Annotated in this window: 16 protein-coding genes; 3 read left to right on the top strand and 13 right to left on the bottom strand. The window is 41.3% G+C overall.

Features of this window, described 5'->3' with window-relative positions:
• Positions 1–83: 83 nt before the first annotated feature.
• The 11 genes from G613_RS0114795 to G613_RS0114745 all read right to left on the bottom strand — a co-directional run bounded on the left by G613_RS0114795 (position 84) and on the right by G613_RS0114745 (position 9,870).
• Entirely contained in the window at positions 84–1,739 is a 1,656-nt protein-coding gene (locus G613_RS0114795; RefSeq protein ID WP_029233358.1) for an AMP-binding protein, read from the bottom strand.
• Positions 1,740–1,764: 25 nt separating this feature from the next.
• The gene (gene accA / locus G613_RS0114790; RefSeq protein ID WP_029233357.1) at positions 1,765–2,535 is read right to left on the bottom strand and encodes a carboxyltransferase subunit alpha; all 771 of its coding nucleotides are present in this window, start codon (positions 2,533–2,535) and stop codon (positions 1,765–1,767) included.
• Positions 2,535–3,377 (bottom strand): acetyl-CoA carboxylase carboxyltransferase subunit beta, encoded by an 843-nt coding sequence (locus G613_RS0114785; RefSeq protein WP_029233356.1) that lies wholly within the window; start codon positions 3,375–3,377, stop codon positions 2,535–2,537. The genes accA and G613_RS0114785 overlap by 1 nt, the downstream gene beginning before the upstream one ends.
• Positions 3,378–4,706: an acetyl-CoA carboxylase biotin carboxylase subunit gene (locus G613_RS0114780; protein WP_029233355.1), complete on the bottom strand. Its 1,329-nt coding sequence runs from the start codon at positions 4,704–4,706 to the stop codon at positions 3,378–3,380.
• Positions 4,707–4,716: 10 nt separating this feature from the next.
• Positions 4,717–5,136 (bottom strand): 3-hydroxyacyl-ACP dehydratase FabZ, encoded by a 420-nt coding sequence (gene fabZ / locus G613_RS0114775; protein WP_029233354.1) that lies wholly within the window; start codon positions 5,134–5,136, stop codon positions 4,717–4,719.
• On the bottom strand, positions 5,117–5,569 hold the full coding sequence (locus tag G613_RS18830; RefSeq protein WP_029233353.1) for an acetyl-CoA carboxylase biotin carboxyl carrier protein: 453 nt from the start codon (positions 5,567–5,569) through the stop codon (positions 5,117–5,119). Before G613_RS18830 ends, fabZ begins: the two co-directional genes overlap by 20 nt.
• A 37-nt stretch (positions 5,570–5,606) precedes the next feature.
• Entirely contained in the window at positions 5,607–6,839 is a 1,233-nt protein-coding gene (gene fabF, locus G613_RS0114765; RefSeq protein WP_029233352.1) for a beta-ketoacyl-ACP synthase II, read from the bottom strand.
• A 43-nt stretch (positions 6,840–6,882) separates the two neighbouring features.
• A complete protein-coding gene (fabG, locus tag G613_RS0114760) occupies positions 6,883–7,623 on the bottom strand; it encodes a 3-oxoacyl-[acyl-carrier-protein] reductase (protein ID WP_029233351.1) in 741 nt (246 codons plus the stop codon).
• Positions 7,616–8,581, bottom strand: a complete 966-nt coding sequence (locus G613_RS0114755; RefSeq protein WP_029233350.1) for an ACP S-malonyltransferase — start codon at positions 8,579–8,581, stop codon at positions 7,616–7,618. Before G613_RS0114755 ends, fabG begins: the two co-directional genes overlap by 8 nt.
• A gap of 26 nt (positions 8,582–8,607) precedes the next feature.
• Complete coding sequence (gene fabK / locus G613_RS0114750; protein WP_029233349.1) at positions 8,608–9,561, bottom strand: enoyl-[acyl-carrier-protein] reductase FabK; 954 nt, start codon at positions 9,559–9,561, stop codon at positions 8,608–8,610.
• 69 nt (positions 9,562–9,630) lie between these two features.
• The gene (locus G613_RS0114745) at positions 9,631–9,870 is read right to left on the bottom strand and encodes an acyl carrier protein (protein ID WP_029233348.1); all 240 of its coding nucleotides are present in this window, start codon (positions 9,868–9,870) and stop codon (positions 9,631–9,633) included.
• A 140-nt stretch (positions 9,871–10,010) separates the two neighbouring features.
• On the opposite strand from G613_RS0114745, the gene G613_RS0114740 reads away from it, so the two are divergent.
• The 3 genes from G613_RS0114740 to G613_RS0114730 all read left to right on the top strand — a co-directional run bounded on the left by G613_RS0114740 (position 10,011) and on the right by G613_RS0114730 (position 13,585).
• Positions 10,011–10,856 carry a MerR family transcriptional regulator gene (locus G613_RS0114740; RefSeq protein ID WP_029233347.1) on the top strand — a complete coding sequence of 282 codons (846 nt, stop codon included), beginning with the start codon at positions 10,011–10,013 and terminating at the stop codon, positions 10,854–10,856.
• 71 nt (positions 10,857–10,927) lie between these two features.
• Entirely contained in the window at positions 10,928–11,731 is an 804-nt protein-coding gene (locus G613_RS0114735) for an alpha/beta fold hydrolase (RefSeq protein ID WP_029233346.1), read from the top strand.
• Positions 11,732–11,755: 24 nt separating this feature from the next.
• Positions 11,756–13,585 (top strand): Rqc2 family fibronectin-binding protein, encoded by a 1,830-nt coding sequence (locus tag G613_RS0114730; RefSeq protein ID WP_029233345.1) that lies wholly within the window; start codon positions 11,756–11,758, stop codon positions 13,583–13,585.
• Between the two features lie 79 nt (positions 13,586–13,664).
• On the opposite strand, the gene G613_RS0114725 is transcribed toward G613_RS0114730, so the two are convergent.
• On the bottom strand, positions 13,665–15,398 hold the full coding sequence (locus G613_RS0114725; protein ID WP_029233344.1) for an ABC transporter ATP-binding protein: 1,734 nt from the start codon (positions 15,396–15,398) through the stop codon (positions 13,665–13,667).
• A 29-nt stretch (positions 15,399–15,427) separates the two neighbouring features.
• Positions 15,428–16,813, bottom strand: coding sequence for an MATE family efflux transporter (locus tag G613_RS0114720; RefSeq protein WP_029233343.1), 1,386 nt, complete (start codon positions 16,811–16,813; stop codon positions 15,428–15,430).
• Between the last annotated feature and the right edge of the window lie 74 nt (positions 16,814–16,887).

Here is a 16,887-nt window from a genome sequence, read left to right as displayed (position 1 = left end):
CTTCATACCTCCTTATTTTTGTCAAAAATATTGTATGCAACATAAATATAATAGCATAAATCAATATAATAATCATTTATTATTTACTTGATATAATCAGTTTTTCTTATCATTGCTCTACTGATTTTACCATTGGAGGTTCTTGGAAGCTCGGTGGCAAAGCATATTTTTCTGGGATATTTGTACATAGCTACTCTTTCTCTTACAAACTGCTGTATCTCTGCAGAAAGTTCATTACTTGGTTTATAACCTTTATTAAGAATAATACTGGCTTTTACAATTGCCCCTCTTGTTTTGGAAGGAAACCCTGTTACAGCACACTCAAATACAGCCGGGTGCATCATCATCACGTCTTCGACCTCGGAAGGGCCGATCCTATAGCCGCTTGATTTGATCACATCGTCATTTCTGCCAAGGAAAAAGAAATTTCCTTCCTTGTCCTTAAACGCCCTGTCCCTGGTGTGGTAGATGCCGCCTTCCCATGCTTTTATATAATTTTCTTTATCGCCAAGATAGCCCTTAAATACTCCGATTGGTAATATTCCCTTATTTTTAGGAAAAAGAACTATCTCGCCTTCCTCCCCATCAGAAACCTCAACGCCTTCCTCATCTACTATCCTTACATCATAAAGAGGCGAGGCCTTTCCAATTGAACCTTTAACCTGACTATCTCCTGCAGCTGTACATATCTGAAGTGCTGTTTCAGTCTGGCCAAAACCTTCCCTTACTTCAAGGCCTGTCATTTCTTTAAACCTTCCTGATACCTCTAATGGCATAGGTTCACCAGCTGTTGTAACCTGTTTTAGATTAGTAAGGTCATAAGCTTTTAAATCTTCCAGGACCAGATACTTATATATAGTGGGAGGAGCACAAAAAGAAGTTACTTTTTCTTTTTCCAGTAGTTCCAAAATATCCCAGGCATAGAATTGCTCATAATCATAGACCATAACAGCACATCCAATGAGCCACTGTCCATAGAGCTTACCCCACGCTGACTTAGCCCAGCCGGAATCTGCCACTGTAAGGTGTAGTCCGTTTTCTACTGCGCCGTGCCAGTTTTTGGCTGTATAGATATGGGCCAGAGGATATGAATAATCATGAATGACTGCTTTAGGAGCTCCGTTAGTACCTGAAGTAAAATAATAAAGCATATCATCGTGGACATTAGTTTCTACTCTTTCCAGCTGACATGATGCCAATTCCATCTCATCCTGAAAACTGTAGCAATTGTCGTATTTATCTCCCACCACAATCTGTTTAATGGAAGAATCAGTATTCATAATTGCATTTCTAACTTTATCGCAGATATCCTCTGAGTTTACGCATATTACAGCTTTGGCTTTCGAAAGCTTTATTCTTTCACTTATATCCTTTTCCGAAACCATATGAGATGTTGGAATTGCCACAGCCCCAAGCTTATGAATTGCTATGATGCTTGTCCAAAACTCATATCTTCTTTTTAGTAAAAGCATTACGCTGTCGCCTCTGCATATGCCAAAACGTCTTAGCATATTAGCAGTTTTATCCGATAGTTTTTTAAGCTCATAAAACGTAAATCTTGTAATAACGCCCTCCGTGCTTTTATGAACAAGGGCTAATTTGTCAGGTTCTGTTTTGGCATATCTATCTACAACATCGTAAGCGAAATTGAAGGATTCGGGAAAAGAAATATTTACATCCTTTACCTTTCCATAATCATCTAATATTTCGCTGTAATACTCAGTATATAATCCAGGCATCCTTAACCACCTATATCCAGTTCTATTATTTGTTTTCTACGTAGTAACCAATATTTCTGAATTTGTTATATCTTTTATCCAGTAGTTCATGTATAGGAATATCCTCAAGCTTTTTGACACTCCTATAAATATCCTCGGAAAACTTTTCCAGGTCATTACCTTTGCAGATTTTATCTATTATTCCAAGGCAATATAACTTATCCGCAGATAGCCCCAGTGCCTTGGCGGCAACATCCGCCTTATCTGTAGTCTTCCATAGAATATTGGAACAACTCTCAGGAGAAACAACGCTAAAATAAGCATCCTCCATCATCCAGATTTCATCAGCATGACAAAGAGCCAGAGCTCCACCACTTCCACCTTCACCGATCACAATAGATAAAATGGGGGTTTTAAGATCTGACATTTCATAAAGATTGTCGGCAATTGCCCTTCCCTGCCCTCTTTCCTCGGATTCCACATCAGGATATGCTCCGGCTGTATCTACCAGACATATAACAGGTCTTTTAAACTTTTCTGCCTGCTTCATAAGTCTTAGTGCCTTTCTGTACCCCTCAGGTCTTGCGCTTCCAAAATTATGTAATATGCGATCCTCGGTATCTTTGCCCTTTTCTATTCCAATAACAGTAACCGGAATGTCCTTAAGTAAAGCAATCCCTCCGATAACAGCACTGTCCTCTCCATAATATCTGTCCCCGGAAAGAGGCGTAAAATTTTCAAAACATCCATTTATATAGTCAATTGCATTCCTTCTTCCCTGGAGTCTTGCATTTCTAACAATCTCAATGTCAGTCATCAGTTCGTTCCCCCAAAGTGGAATCTAAGAAGCTTTTCAATGTAGTCCTTTTGTTCCTGCCTTGGAACTATGGCATCAATAAAGCCGCATTCCAAAACCCTTTCAGCTTTTTGAAAGTTCTCGGGAAGAGTCGTATTTAAGGTTTTCTCAACAACTCTTGGTCCTGCAAAGCCTACCCTGGCTCCGGGTTCTGCCAAGGTAATATCCCCCAGCATTGCAAAGCTTGCATCAACTCCGCCTGTGGTTGGATTAGTCAAGAGGACTATATAAAGCCCTCCATTATTACTATGTCTTTTCACAGCAGCCGAAACCTTGGACATTTGCATAAGAGATATCATTCCCTCCTGCATTCTTGCGCCTCCTGAGACAGTTACCCCAACAACAGGAAGTTTTTCATCAGTTGCATACTCAAATAGCCTGGTTATCTTTTCCCCAACTACAGAGCCCATAGAGCCCATCATGAAGTTTCCTTCCATGGCAAAGATACATGTCTTAAAGCCTCCTATTTGCGCAACTCCGGTGATCACACCTTCGTTTTCGCGGCTCTTGACTGTAGCTTGACTTAACTTATCATCATATTCGGGAAAATTAAGAATGTTTGTCGAAACCATGCTCCTGTCCAGTTCTATAAAAGTCCTGTTATCAGTCATCATCAGGATTCTTCGCCTTGCTCTCACCGGAAAATAGTAGCCGCACTCTGGGCATATAAAACTGTTTTTCCTAATCTTTTTAACAGAAAGAACACTTTGACACTTTTTGCAGGTAACTTTTCTGCTTCTTATTCTCTTACCATCATTTTCAAGTTCGTTATTTGCCTTCAAAAATAGCTTTTTTAAATCCATTTATAAGACCTTCTGACAGATTGTAGTGTCATAATTGCCAACAATAAATCTGTTGTTTTCCATAAATTTCATATGCATTTCCCTGTTGCTATCTACTCCTACAAGAACAAATTCAGACAGAGCACTCTTCATTTTTCTGATGGCGCCATCCCTCGACGGCGCACAGACAATGAGCTTTCCCAGCATTGAATCATAGAAAGGTGTGACCACGTAGTTTGCATAAAGGGCTGAATCGAATCTCACATCAACGCCTCCCGGAATATGCAGCATTTCGACTTTGCCAACAGAGGGGCTGAAATCCCCAGAGTTCTCGGCGCAGATTCTGCATTCTATGGCGTGCCTTCCCATTCCAACATCCTTTTGGTCAAAAGAAATTGAAACTCCCGCAGCAGTTCTTATCTGCCATTCAACAATATCGATGCCTGACACCATCTCTGTGACAGAATGCTCAACCTGAAGTCTTGTGTTCATTTCCATGAAGTAGAAATCCTGGCCTTTAACAAGATATTCAATTGTTCCTACTGTGACATAACCAACTTTATGCGCCAGCCGCACTGATGCCTCATACATTCTTTGTCTGATGTCTTCCGATAGTATCGGTGCAGGACACTCCTCAATAAGCTTTTGATTTTTCCTTTGTACAGAACAGTCTCTGTCTCCAAGAACCAGAATCTTACCGTTTACGTCTCCAAGGATCTGAACTTCCACATGCTTAACATTTTCAAGGTATTTTTCCATGAAGACTGCGTCATCATTAAAAGAGCTCATGGCTTCTTTTTTTACCTGGTCATAGGCTCTTTCTAGTTCCTGCATGGATCTTACTATTCGAATACCTTTTCCGCCGCCGCCGCTTCGGGCCTTTAGAATAACAGGAAGCCCTATTTTAAAAGCAGCTTCGCATGCAGCCTCATAACTTTCTAAAATGTCGCTTCCAGGAGATACCGGAACACCTGCATCAATTGCTATTTTTCTTGCCACCTCTTTTTGTCCCATTTTCTCCATAACTTCTACTGATGGGCCAATAAGGGTTATGTTCTCTTTTCTGCAGCGCCTGGCAAATTCCGGATTCTCAGAAAGCATGCCATATCCTGGGTGAATAGCCTTAGCTCCTGTTTTAAGAGCCACCATAATAATGGCATCCATATTAAGATAGCTGTCTTTAAGAAGCGGACCTCCAATGCAATAGCTTTCATCAGCCATTTCAACGTGAAGTGCATCCCTGTCGGCTTCTGAGTATACCGCAACAGTCATAATTCCCATTTCTTTGCAGGCCCTTATGACCCTGACTGCCACTTCACCTCTATTAGCTATAAGAATCTTTTCAAACACAAAGGACCTCCTAACAGACAATTGCAAAAGAAAATTCACCGCTCATACATTTTTTGCCATCCACAGATATTTCCCCTGATAATGCATACAAAGGATGACTTTCTCTCTTAAGTTTCACCTGGATTTTAATATTGTCTCCCGGCCTTATCATTCCTCTAAACCTGACTTTATCAAGACCTGTATACACAGGTAAAACTCCTTCTTGTTTCATCTTGTCGGCAAATAAAATGCATGCAGACTGTGCCATCATCTCGCATTGGATAACACCGGGAACAATTGGATTATCCGGAAAATGTCCCTGAAGAAAAAACTCATCACCTCTAACTTTGTAATATCCTGTGGCGGTTCCATCTTCATTAAGAATTACTTCATCCAAAAGAAGCATAGGTTCTCTATGAGGAAGAATCGTTTTAATTTCTTCTCTGTTCACTTTTAAGCTCCTTTATTTCAAATAAAACCTGGTCATACTCAACCAGATCACCCTCTTTGGCATTTATTCCAAGTATTATGCCGTCTACAGGAGATATCACATCATTCATCATTTTCATGGCTTCAATGCTGCACAAAACATCGCCCTGCTTAACATGATCACCGACACGTCTTTTCTTTTCATCTGATAGTTCACCAAAAACACCCAAAAGAGGTGCTTTGACTTTAACTGAATTTTCATCTGCAAATCCCATATCCTTTGACTCATTGTCTGGTTGCAGTACTTTTAATCCTGTAAACTCACTACTTTCAGAAATGCTATTCATATTACAGGTTTTTTTGAAAACAAGCTTTAATCCCTCGTCCTCAACAGATAATTCAGTAAGTCCCAGCCTTTGAAAAACATCTGCATATTCAGAAAGTGAATTTGTCATTGCTCATCTCCTTATAAGTGTTGCAAATCTTCATATCTTAAACTTTTTTAAAAGCTATGCAGGCATTGTGTCCACCAAACCCAAGGGAAGTACTGATTGCGTACTTAATATCTGCTTTCGCAGCACTATTTGGCGTATAGTCAAGATCACATTCCTCATCTTTTTCCTGGTAGTTTATAGTTGGCGGGACAATACCATTAGAAAGAGCCAGAACGCAGCAAATAGCTTCTACCGCACCGGTTGCTCCCATCATATGTCCTGTCATGGATTTCGTGGAACTAACATGGACGTCATACGCTTTTTTGCCAAATACTGTCTTAATGGCCTTGGTCTCCATTGCATCGTTTAAGTGCGTTCCTGTGCCGTGGGCATTTATGTAAAGATCATCATTTTCGTTGATCCCAGCCTCAGTGATAGCTGACTTAATTGCTCTAACAGCGCCGCTTCCCTCAGGATCAGGAGCTGTAATATGATATGCATCCGAAGTATTTCCATAGCCTGTAACTTCTGCAAGGATTCTTGCGCCACGCTTTTTGGCATGTTCATACTCTTCGAGGACAAGGATTCCCGCGCCCTCACCCATAACGAAACCGCCTCTTCTTTTATCAAAGGGGAGACTCCCTTGCGCCGGATCATCGGAAAGATTAAGTGCCTGACAGTTTACAAAACCTGCCATGGCAAGTTCATTGATAGAAGCCTCCGCGCCGCCGGCGATTATCGCGTCTGCGTAGCCGTGTTTAATAGCCCTGTAAGCCTCTCCAATAGTATGAGTTGAAGTAGCACAGGCAGTCACAACCGGAAGTGTCGGGCCCTTAGCACCAAACTTAATAGAAATAGCTCCAGCAGCCATGTTACTGATCATCATAGGAACAAAAAATGGCGAGACAAAATCTGGTCCTTTTTCAGTAAGCTTATTTGTCTCTCTAATAGTTGAATTAATTCCGCCAATTCCAGAGCCCACATAAACTCCAAAGCGCTCCCTGTCAAGGTCGCTTTCAAGAATCCCGCTTTGCTCAACAGCCTGAGTTGCTGCTCCCATAGCATATTGCATAAAAAGATCTGACTTTCGTATCTCCGCTGCATTGCTATAGTACTTTTTCGGTTCAAAGTCCTTAACTTCAGCATCCAGACTGACTTTAAGCCTTGATGCATCAAAGCGCTCTATTTTACCTATTCCGCACTTACCATTTCTTATACTGTTCCAAAAGGTTTCTATATCATTTCCAACTGGAGAGATTACTCCAAGACCTGTTACAACTACTCTGCACATGTATTTCTCCCATCAAGTAATTTTTAGTTTAGAAAACTCTGTATTACACATACATTCCACCATCAACCTTAATAACTTCACCGGTAATATATGAGGAACTGTCAGATGCCAGAAAAAGAACTAAATCCGCCACATTATCCGGACTTCCAAGACTTCCAAGTGGTATCTGGCTTTTTATCTGATCTCTTTGCTCATCTGATAGCGCCCCTGTCATATCTGTGGCTATATATCCAGGTGCCACAGCGTTGCATCTTATATTCTTCCTTCCGTATTCCCTTGCCACAGATTTGGTAAAGCCAATGATTCCAGCCTTTGAAGCCGAGTAATTTGTCTGTCCTTTATTTCCCATAAGTCCTACTACGGAGCTGATGTTAATGATATTTCCAGCTCTTTTTCTTACAAACTGTCTTATAAAGGCCTTGGTAACAAACATTGTTCCCTTGAGATTTACATCAATTACATCATCGATATCCATGGCAGACAGGGATGGCAAAATATTATCCCTGGTTATTCCTGCGTTATTGACCAAAATATCAACCTGACCAAAGTCAGCTAATATCTCTTCGCAGGCAGATGTAACTTCTTCTGCGCTTTTAATGTCGCAGGCGTATAGCCTTGCTTTTACTCCAAGTTTTTGAAGATTATCTATAGTTTCCCTGGCTTTTTCAGAATCTCTTGTAGCTACTACCGCAACATTAGCCCCGTTTTCAGCCAGCTTATATGCGATAGCCCTACCAATCCCTCTTGCTCCGCCAGTAACTACAGCTGTTTTTCCATTAAGCATAACTTAGTACCTTTTCCTCATTCTCAGTTTGCTCAAAGTATTCATTTTTAATTTTTTCGAAGGACTCCATATCGCTAAGATTAAAAATCCTTACTCCCGGTACAGTTCTTTTTACAAAGCCTGAAAGTGTCTTTCCCGGACCGCATTCAATAAAGGTGTCAACGCCATCCTTCGCCATATTAAGAAGAGTTTCTTCCCACTTTACGCTGTTTGAAACCTGCTCAGACAAAAGTTCTATCATCTCATTTTTGTCATCAGGGTACGGCATGGCTGTCTTATTTGCATACAAAGGCAGCTTTGACTGACTCAGTTCAAAAGCTTTATTTTCTGTAAGCTCCTGCCTAAGAAGATCAGTGGCCTCCTTCATATATGGAGAATGGAAAGAGCCACCAACCTTAAGCTGTATAAACCTAACTTTTTCTGTTTCCAGATTTTTTCTAAACTTCTCCATGTTCTTTTCTTCGCCGGAAACAACAATCTGTCCCGGACAGTTGTAGTTAACTGGATAAACCTTATTTTTCTGGCACAGCTTTTGAAGCTTTTCTTTGTCCATGCCCATAACTGCAACCATACTTCCTTCAACTTTTTCTGAAGCATTCTGCATGAAGCCTGCTCTCTTACAGACAAACTTAAAGGCATTGGCATTTGAAAGAGCTCCAGATACAGCCATGGCCACAACTTCTCCAAGAGAGAATCCTGCCACCACATCAGGGTGAATTCCTGCGCTTTCAAGAGCAAGGGCACCTGCAATATCAGCAAGAAAAACGCACGGCTGAGTATTTTCAGTTCTTTTAAGTTCTTCATCTGTTCCCTTGAGCATCTGAATAATTGTTCCGGGCCTTATTGCTTCAGCTACACCAAAAAAGTCATGAACTTCCTTGACGTTTTCATATAGATCCTTAGCCATTCCCGGATACTGGCTCCCCTGCCCAGAAAACAAAAATGCTGTCTTTCCCATATTTCTCCTCACATTAAGCTAATAGCTTACGCAAGCTTAGCTTTATCAATCCTTGCTCCCATAAGTTCATAGGCTTCATTACATATACTTGTCACAATTTCAAGACATGTATCCTGCGTTTTGACCAATCCTGCAATTTGACCGCACATACAGGATCCGGTCCTTACATCTCCGTCTATAGCAGCCCTTCTCAAAGCACCAGCGCCCATTTTTTCAAGCTCATCAGGTGTTGTATTTGGGTTATTTTCTTTTTCCAGGAATTCTCTTGTCATATGATTTTTAAGTGCTCTCACGGGATGTCCAAGACTTTTTCCGGTTACAATTGTGTCTCTGTCCTTGGCCTTTAAAACCTTTTCCTTGTAATTGGGATGTACATTACACTCCTTGGCTGTAAGAAATCTTGTTCCCATCTGAACAGCCTTGGCTCCAAGCATAAAAGCTGCAGCCATTCCTCTTCCGTCAGCAATTCCACCTGCAGCAATAACAGGTATGTGGACAGCATCTACTACCTGAGGTACAAGTGCCATGGTAGTGGTTTCTCCCACATGCCCACCGGACTCACATCCTTCGGCAACAACAGCGCATGCTCCCATTCTTTCCACCATTACGGCCAATGCAACGCTTGCCACAACGCAGATTACCTTAACACCGTTTGAAATAAGCTTTTCCATGTATCTGGCAGGATTTCCCGCGCCAGTTGTAACAACCTTAATGTGCTCCTGACATACAACTTCCACAGCTTCATCAATGAAAGGGCTCATGAGCATAAGATTTACCCCAAAGGGTTTGTCCGTGAGTTTCTTTGCCTTTTGTATCTGCTCTCTGAGCTGCTCCCCATTTGAATTCATCGCTGCAATAAGACCAAGACCACCTGCATTTGATACAGCCGCAGCAAGCTGGGCATCTGCTATCCAGGCCATTCCGCCCTGAAATACGGGATATTCAATTCCCAGCATTTCGCAAACTGGATTCTTATTCATTTTTCCCTCCGCATACTGCAATAATATGTTGCTTAATATTGCGCAAATTATTTTCTAGAGCAATGGCAATCACTGCGCTACTACTGATTCCTGATTCTCAATAAGCTTGGCAAGCTGTTCAATAGTAGTTATGTCCTGTGTCAGTTCAATCTTGCAGTCAAGTTCTTCCTGCATCTGCATAACAAGCTCCATGATATCCAGAGAATCCAGTCCGATCTCAGTAAACGTTGTTGTTTCTGAGATTTCTGACTCATCCTTATCAAGATACTCTGCTATGATTTTTACGATTACACCCTTTACGTCCTTCATTTTTCTTTTCCCCTTTTCTTTTTTAATTTCTAGATATTTGTTTTTTGATATTCAAATAATCAGTTCTTTGTTACAATAATCTTGGGGGTAACCCCCAGGTCAATACATTTTTTATAGAATTTATGAGGTTTATTATTACAATGGGAAATAGTTTTACAGACGATGAAAAAGAGTATTCCTTAACTGTCAGTCAATTTGCTGGTCTTTGCGGTACTACGAGGGATACACTACGGCACTATTATGAGCAGAAAATAATCATCCCTAGAGTAGATCCTGTTAATGGGTATCACTATTATTCCCCGGCCCAGATCAGTTCTTTTTTCTTTATCACCACCATGAGACAAGCCGGCTGTTCAATACAGGAAATTAGGGAAATGATAGAAAGTTCTACTAAAGAAGCGATTACTAAGCTGGCGAACACCAAGATACTACAGATGCAGCGGGAGCTCTTTTTAATAAACCAGAAAATAAGTGCTCTTCACCTTGGTATGTGGATTCTTAACACCTGGCAGGAGCACGGTTATAACAAGGTTTTCACAGACTTTATTCCCGACATCAGCTACTCTTACACCGCAATTAAGGACAGCAACACTGCTTATCATGTCGCTGATATTGCCGGGGACATCTCAGTTCACCTTGGCAAAACTGCAGGGAATGGAGCTCTTTCAACCTTTCCAACCGGTGTTACCATGAGCTATGAAAATATGCTCAAGAAAAGGTATGTCTACAATAACATTGTCAGCCTTTCATTTCTCCCTGCAGATAACAGCGATTCTCTCCCGCTTCCCAGCAATAATGTAGTTGCCTGTTATCATGAGCATGGAGATATTGACATCGAAAAAATATACGAAAGAATGGTATCATATATGAAGAGGCATAAATTAAAAGCTGTTTCAGACCTATTTATCGTTAGCCTCATAAACCTGTATAACAAGGAAAAGCAGCATACCTACTTTAAGTATCTTTTTATCTGTGTTTCCGAGTGACAGATTGCTATATGGGTCGTATAAATAATTAGTCTAAATAACTAAATCAATTATGATGGGGGAAAATATTGATGGCAGAATTAGGTAAAGTAACCACAGATAGTTTTACAATGGATTATTTCAAGTTCGGAAAAGGCGATAAAACTTTAGTCATTATTCCCGGACTTAGCATCCAGAGCGTAATGGGAGCAGCCTATACCGTTGAGGCTGAGTACTCCTCAAGAATAAAAGATGAGTTTACAGTTTACGTTTTTGACAGACGCTTAGAAATTCCCGAAAACTATTCAATTCACGAAATGGCCAGAGATACAGCCACCGCAGTAAAAGAGCTGGGCCTGTCCGATATTTCTCTTTTTGGAGCTTCTCAGGGCGGAATGATTGCCATGGTTATGGCTATAGATTATCCTGAACTTGTTAAAAAACTGATTCTCGGCTCCACTTCATCTCATATTAAACCTGAACAATCAGCAGTTTTGGAAAAATGGATTGAGCTTGCCGAAAAAGGCGATGCCCACACTCTTTATCAAAGCTTTGCAAAGGAAATATATCCTTCTACAGTCTACGAGGACTACAAGGATTATTTCGCTGATGTGAGCAATACCGTTACTTCAGAGGAACTAAAGAAATTTATAATCCTAGCAAAATCAATACTGGGCTTTGATATTTCCGGTGATCTCAAAAAGATCAAATGTCCTACTCTGGCAATCGGCTGCTATGAGGATGCAGTTCTTGACAGTGATGCTACAATGGAGATTGCAGAAAACCTGGATTACAGACCAGATTTTAAGTTGTACATGTACATTGGCTATGGACATGCTGCCTTTGACACAGCTCCCGATTACAGAGACAGAATGTACAACTTCCTAATGAGCTGACATAAATAAAAAGGAATTACAAACATGGCATTCGACGGAATTACAATTGCAAACTTAACCAAAGATTTCAGCGACAAACTAACAGGTGGTCGCATATATAAAATAGCCCAGACAGAGAGCGATGAACTTTTCATCACAGTTAAGCTCTCCTTTGAAAATGCGGACAAATATGGCATCAAGCAGGAAAAGCTGGTCTTATCGGCAGATGCTTCTCTTCCACTTGCTTATCTTACAGATGAAAGCAAAGCTTCTCCCATGACAGCGCCAAATTTCTGTATGCTTCTAAGGAAGCACATCCAGAATGGTCGCATAATTTCTGTAACTCAGCCGGGAGGCCTCGAGAGAATCATCCGTTTTGAGGTTGAGCATCTTGATGAAATGGGTGATCTTCGCCACAAGGTTCTTCTCATTGAGATCATGGGCAAATACAGTAATATCATTTTCACTGATGAGAATAATATGATAATCGACAGTATTAAGCATATCCCGGCTTCTGTAAGTTCAGTAAGAGAGGTTCTTCCGGGCCGCGAGTACTTTATTCCATCTCAGGACAAGGCCAATCCGCTCACAACAACTGCCGACGAGTTCTCGAGCTGTGTTCTTAGTAAAGGAATGCCTATTTTCAAGGCTATTTACTCCAGCTACACAGGTCTTTCTCCTATTATTGCTCAGGAAATCTGCTATAGAAGTGGTGTTGACGCAGATAAGTCTGCCATTTCTCTTGATACATCAGAGTCAATCGCAGTATACAGAGCATTTAACGATGTTATGAATCTTATCAGGGATGGAGAATTCAGTCCTGTTGTAGTTTATGAAGATGATGCCCCAAAAGAGTATGCTTCTATCCCACTAACTTTGTTTGGCATGGATGATAATAATGCTGATAGCTCACAATCTGATGCTACTGTAGAAGCTGCCGGCTTATATTCCTTTAAAAAATTTGATAGCATTTCGAATCTTCTTCAGAACTACTACGCAGAGAAAAACGTTGTGACAAGAATCCGCCAGAAATCCGTGGATCTTCGTAAGATTGTCCAGACCTCTCTTGAGCGTAATGTCCGTAAGTACGATCTTCAGCTCAAGCAGATGAACGACAGCGAAAAGAAGGACAAATACAGAGTTTACGGCGAACTACTTACAGTATATGGCTACAGCGCAGAGCCTGGTGCTGAGAAAATCACAGTTAATGACTACAACACAGGAAAAGACGTAACTATCACCCTTGATCCTACTCTCACACCTTCTCAGAACGCCAAGAAATACTTTGATAAATATACCAAGCTTAAGAGAACCGCTGAGGCTCTTGAGGAACAGATGAAAGAGACCAAGGACGCTATAGATCAGCTTGAGTCCATTCAGACTGCTCTTGAAATTGCCCAGAAAGAAGCCGACCTTGCTCAGATCAAACAGGAGCTTGCAGATAGCGGCTATATCAAATCTCATCCCACAGGCAAAAACGGCCGTAAGGAAAAGATTACAAGTAAGCCTTTCCACTACCTAAGTAGCGACGGCTTTGATATTTATGTAGGTAAAAACAATATCCAGAACGACGAACTTACATTCAAAACTGCCAACGGCGGCGACTGGTGGTTCCACGCCAAGAAAATTCCGGGATCCCACGTAGTCCTGATTACAGGTGGCAAGGAAGTCCCTGACAGAGCTTTTGAAGAGGCAGCAGCTCTTGCAGCCTTCTACTCAAAAGGCAAAGTTCAGGAAAAAGTAGAAATTGACTATGTCATGAGAAAAGAGGTCAAAAAGCCAAGCGGCGCCAAGCCGGGATTTGTTGTATATTACACCAACTACTCCATGGCTATAGCGCCGGATATATCTTCATTGAAACTAATCAGTGACTGAGAGTTGAGGCAAAAGGAATTATTTCAAAATAAAAAACTGTTACCCATATTTTCCACAAATAATGGGTAACAGTTTTTTCTTATATTCCACCAAGCTGCATGCGGTAATATTTCTCGTAGAGGCCGCCCTTTTTAATGAGCTCCTTATGATTACCTCTCTCCTTGATTCCGTCTTCATCAAGAACAATAATCTCGTCAGCCCCAAGGATTGTAGAAAGTCTGTGGGCAATAGTGATGGTAGTTCTTCCATAAGCAAGCTTATCAAGACTCTCCTGAATATAACGCTCGCTCTCATTATCAAGAGCACTTGTAGCTTCATCAAGAATCAGGATTGGAGGGTTCTTGAGGAACACTCTGGCAATAGCAATTCTCTGTTTCTGTCCTCCTGAGAGTCTTGCACCACGCTCACCTACCTGAGTTTCAAACCCATTTGGAAGGCTCTCAATAAACTCCAGAAGATCTGCATTTCTGGCTGCTTCTACAATATCATCCATGGTTGCATCAAGTCTTCCGTAGGCTATATTTTCTTTTACCGTTCCATTAAAAAGATAAACATCCTGCTGAACGATTCCTATATAAGAACGAAGAGATTTCTGTGTTACATCTCTTATATCTGTTCCGTCAATCTTAACGCTACCGCCGGTTACATCATAAAACCTTGGGAGCAGTGAGCAAAGCGTTGTCTTACCGCCGCCTGAAGGGCCAACAATAGCAACAGATTTGCCGGCTTCCACATGAAGATTTATGTTAGACAGTACCGTCTCATCATTATCATAGGAAAAAGAAACATCTTCGTAGTCGATTACGCCTTTAACATCCTTAAGTTCGCCGGCGTCCTCTTTATCTACAATTGAAGGCTCTGTTTCCACAACTTCCCTGAATCTTTCAAATCCTGCAAGGCCCTTCTGGAGCTGTTCTGTGAACTCAACGAGCACATTAACAGGATTGATAAAGATATTGATGTACAAAGCATATATAGCCAGGTCCTCTCCTGTCATCTGTCCCTTTGCAATGAAAAAGCCGCCTGCCACAAGGACTGCAATATACATAAGTCCTTCAAAGAAGTTATTACCTGAATTAAATATAGCCATCTGCCTGTAATTGGCCTGCTTGGAATCCAGAAATGCCAGGTTGCTGTTATCGAACTTATCCCTCTCAATATCCTCTCCGGTAAATGACTTAACTACGCGGATTCCGCCAAGAGTATCCTGAAGAGAAGAATTGATTCCGGCAATCTTCTTCCTGTTATCCCTAAAGGTTGCTCTCATCTTCTTGTTCTGGCCAATTGCAAAGATTGCCATACAGAAGACCACAGCCACAAGGCACAAGGTCATAGGTACATTTATGCGCATGAGCAGAATAAATGAACCAACAATTTTTACAACAGAAATGAATATATTCTCAGGACCGTGGTGAGCCAGCTCAGAAATATCGAACAAATCTGAAACCAGCTTACTCATCATCTCGCCGGTGTTATGAGAATCATAGTAGGAAAAAGAAAAGTCCTCAAACTTCTCAAACAGCTCTCTTCTCATGCCTGATTCCATTCGGGCTCCCATCATGTGTCCCTGGTAGGTTACATACCATCTGCAAAAAGACCTGATGGCATACATGATAAGAAGAAGTATGGCTATAATCCCAAGTCTGCTTAAGATTACCTTAGGCTCCTCCAAGAATAGCGTTGTTCTAAGGATTCTAAGGAACTGGGGAAAAGTTAAGTCAATAACTGATAAAATTGATGCACATAGAAGGTCCAGTAAAAATACACCAATATAGGGTTTGTAATAGGGAATAAACTTTTTAACCAGCTGCATTTCTTACAACTCCATTCACAATAATCTATTTATAAATTAGTTTCTTTTGACCTTTTACTATTCTTTCGATTCCATAAACACATGCGAATAAGGAACAAAATTCCTCTAACGCAAAGTTCACTGCACATTGCTATCCATGCGCCCTTTAGTCCATACATGGAACCCAAATGCCATGCAAGTGGGATTCTAACGCACCATACACTTGCAAGATTCAGGACACTAGACAGCATGGTCTCCCCAGCGCCTCTGAATACACCGGCAGAAACAATAGCCGCACCGTAGAAAGCTTCTGCAAAAGCTTCAATACGAAGGATTTCTGTGCCAAGGGCTCTTATCTCAGCGTCAGGTGATAAGATTCCAATCATCTGTGGTGCAAAGAGCCACATGAGAAAACCACTAAAGCCCATGACAGCCATTCCAAGAATTACAGCCATCCAGCCCAGTCTTTTGGCTTCATCCCGTCTCCTTGCGCCGATGCATTGCCCTATTATTGTTGTAGCAGCTACACTTATTCCAAAGCCCGGCATATAGCAAAGACTCTCTGCTGTTATGGAAAAAGAATTTGCAGCAACCGCTATAGTTCCATACTGAGATACAATTCTGGTAAAAGCCACATAGGCAAAGCCCATTATAATGTTATCAATAGCCACAGGAACAGCTATCTTAAGTGCTGTAACCATTTCACTTTGAAGGAAAGAAGGAAAGCCAACCTTCACCTTGTCTTTTCTTCCAACCAGGTGAAGAACCGGTGACTGCACCAGCAATATATACATCATTATAACTGCAATTATCACGATAGAAATAGATGTACCAAGAGCAGCACCTACTACTCCAAGTATAGGAATAAAAATGGCATTAAATAGAACATCCAGGGCACACATTATTACACTAAGAATACTTGGAACTCTGATATTTCCGCTAGACTGGATCATTCCCTGGGAAACATAGAGCATTTCATGAATCGGTAAGGTCAGGGCATATACAAGAAAATATGCTGATGCATCCTTTCTGATAGCCACATCTCCCCCCATCCAGGTAGGAAGATAACCGCTTATCCCAACGCATACCGCCATAAGCATAAGTCCAAATGCCAGGACGCAGATAAGGCCCCACTTAACAATAACTCTAGCTCCGGCTTCGTCCTTAGCTCCTATCCTATGGGCCACGCTTACTGTAAATCCCATACTGGCTGCAGTCATAAGACCTCCAATAAGCCATGTAGTACTGGTGACCAGTCCGATAGCTGCAGAGGCATTAGCTCCCATGTGCCCCACCATTGAGGCATCTATATATTGCATAATTACCGAGGAAAGCTGTGCCAGAATAGCCGGAAGGGAAAGCCTTATTATAAGGACTATCTCCTCTCGAAGTGATAATTTCTCGCCATTTCTAATGGCAGCAAGTTGATCATTCATATAAAGACCTACAATACACAAAAATCAGTGCCCTCTTATTTCAGAAGGCACTGATATATTTTACATTGTGCGCT

The sequence above is a fragment of the Butyrivibrio sp. VCB2006 genome (genome assembly GCF_000420945.1).
Classification (GTDB): Bacteria; Bacillota; Clostridia; order Lachnospirales; family Lachnospiraceae; genus Butyrivibrio.
This window is presented reverse-complemented; position numbering and strand designations above follow the sequence as displayed.

Coding starts and splice junctions, on each gene's coding strand:
- fabG (WP_029233351.1), bottom strand. CDS start 7,623: ATGCTTAATGGAAAAACAGCTGTAGTTACTGGCGGAGCAAGAGGGATT.
- G613_RS0114785 (WP_029233356.1), bottom strand. CDS start 3,377: ATGGATTTAAAAAAGCTATTTTTGAAGGCAAATAACGAACTTGAAAAT.
- G613_RS0114745 (WP_029233348.1), bottom strand. CDS start 9,870: ATGAAGGACGTAAAGGGTGTAATCGTAAAAATCATAGCAGAGTATCTT.
- G613_RS0114740 (WP_029233347.1), top strand. CDS start 10,011: ATGGGAAATAGTTTTACAGACGATGAAAAAGAGTATTCCTTAACTGTC.
- G613_RS0114755 (WP_029233350.1), bottom strand. CDS start 8,581: ATGGGAAAGACAGCATTTTTGTTTTCTGGGCAGGGGAGCCAGTATCCG.
- fabF (WP_029233352.1), bottom strand. CDS start 6,839: ATGTGCAGAGTAGTTGTAACAGGTCTTGGAGTAATCTCTCCAGTTGGA.
- G613_RS0114795 (WP_029233358.1), bottom strand. CDS start 1,739: ATGCCTGGATTATATACTGAGTATTACAGCGAAATATTAGATGATTAT.
- accA (WP_029233357.1), bottom strand. CDS start 2,535: ATGACTGACATTGAGATTGTTAGAAATGCAAGACTCCAGGGAAGAAGG.
- G613_RS0114720 (WP_029233343.1), bottom strand. CDS start 16,813: ATGAATGATCAACTTGCTGCCATTAGAAATGGCGAGAAATTATCACTT.
- G613_RS18830 (WP_029233353.1), bottom strand. CDS start 5,569: ATGACAAATTCACTTTCTGAATATGCAGATGTTTTTCAAAGGCTGGGA.
- G613_RS0114730 (WP_029233345.1), top strand. CDS start 11,756: ATGGCATTCGACGGAATTACAATTGCAAACTTAACCAAAGATTTCAGC.
- G613_RS0114725 (WP_029233344.1), bottom strand. CDS start 15,398: ATGCAGCTGGTTAAAAAGTTTATTCCCTATTACAAACCCTATATTGGT.
- G613_RS0114735 (WP_029233346.1), top strand. CDS start 10,928: ATGGCAGAATTAGGTAAAGTAACCACAGATAGTTTTACAATGGATTAT.
- fabK (WP_029233349.1), bottom strand. CDS start 9,561: ATGAATAAGAATCCAGTTTGCGAAATGCTGGGAATTGAATATCCCGTA.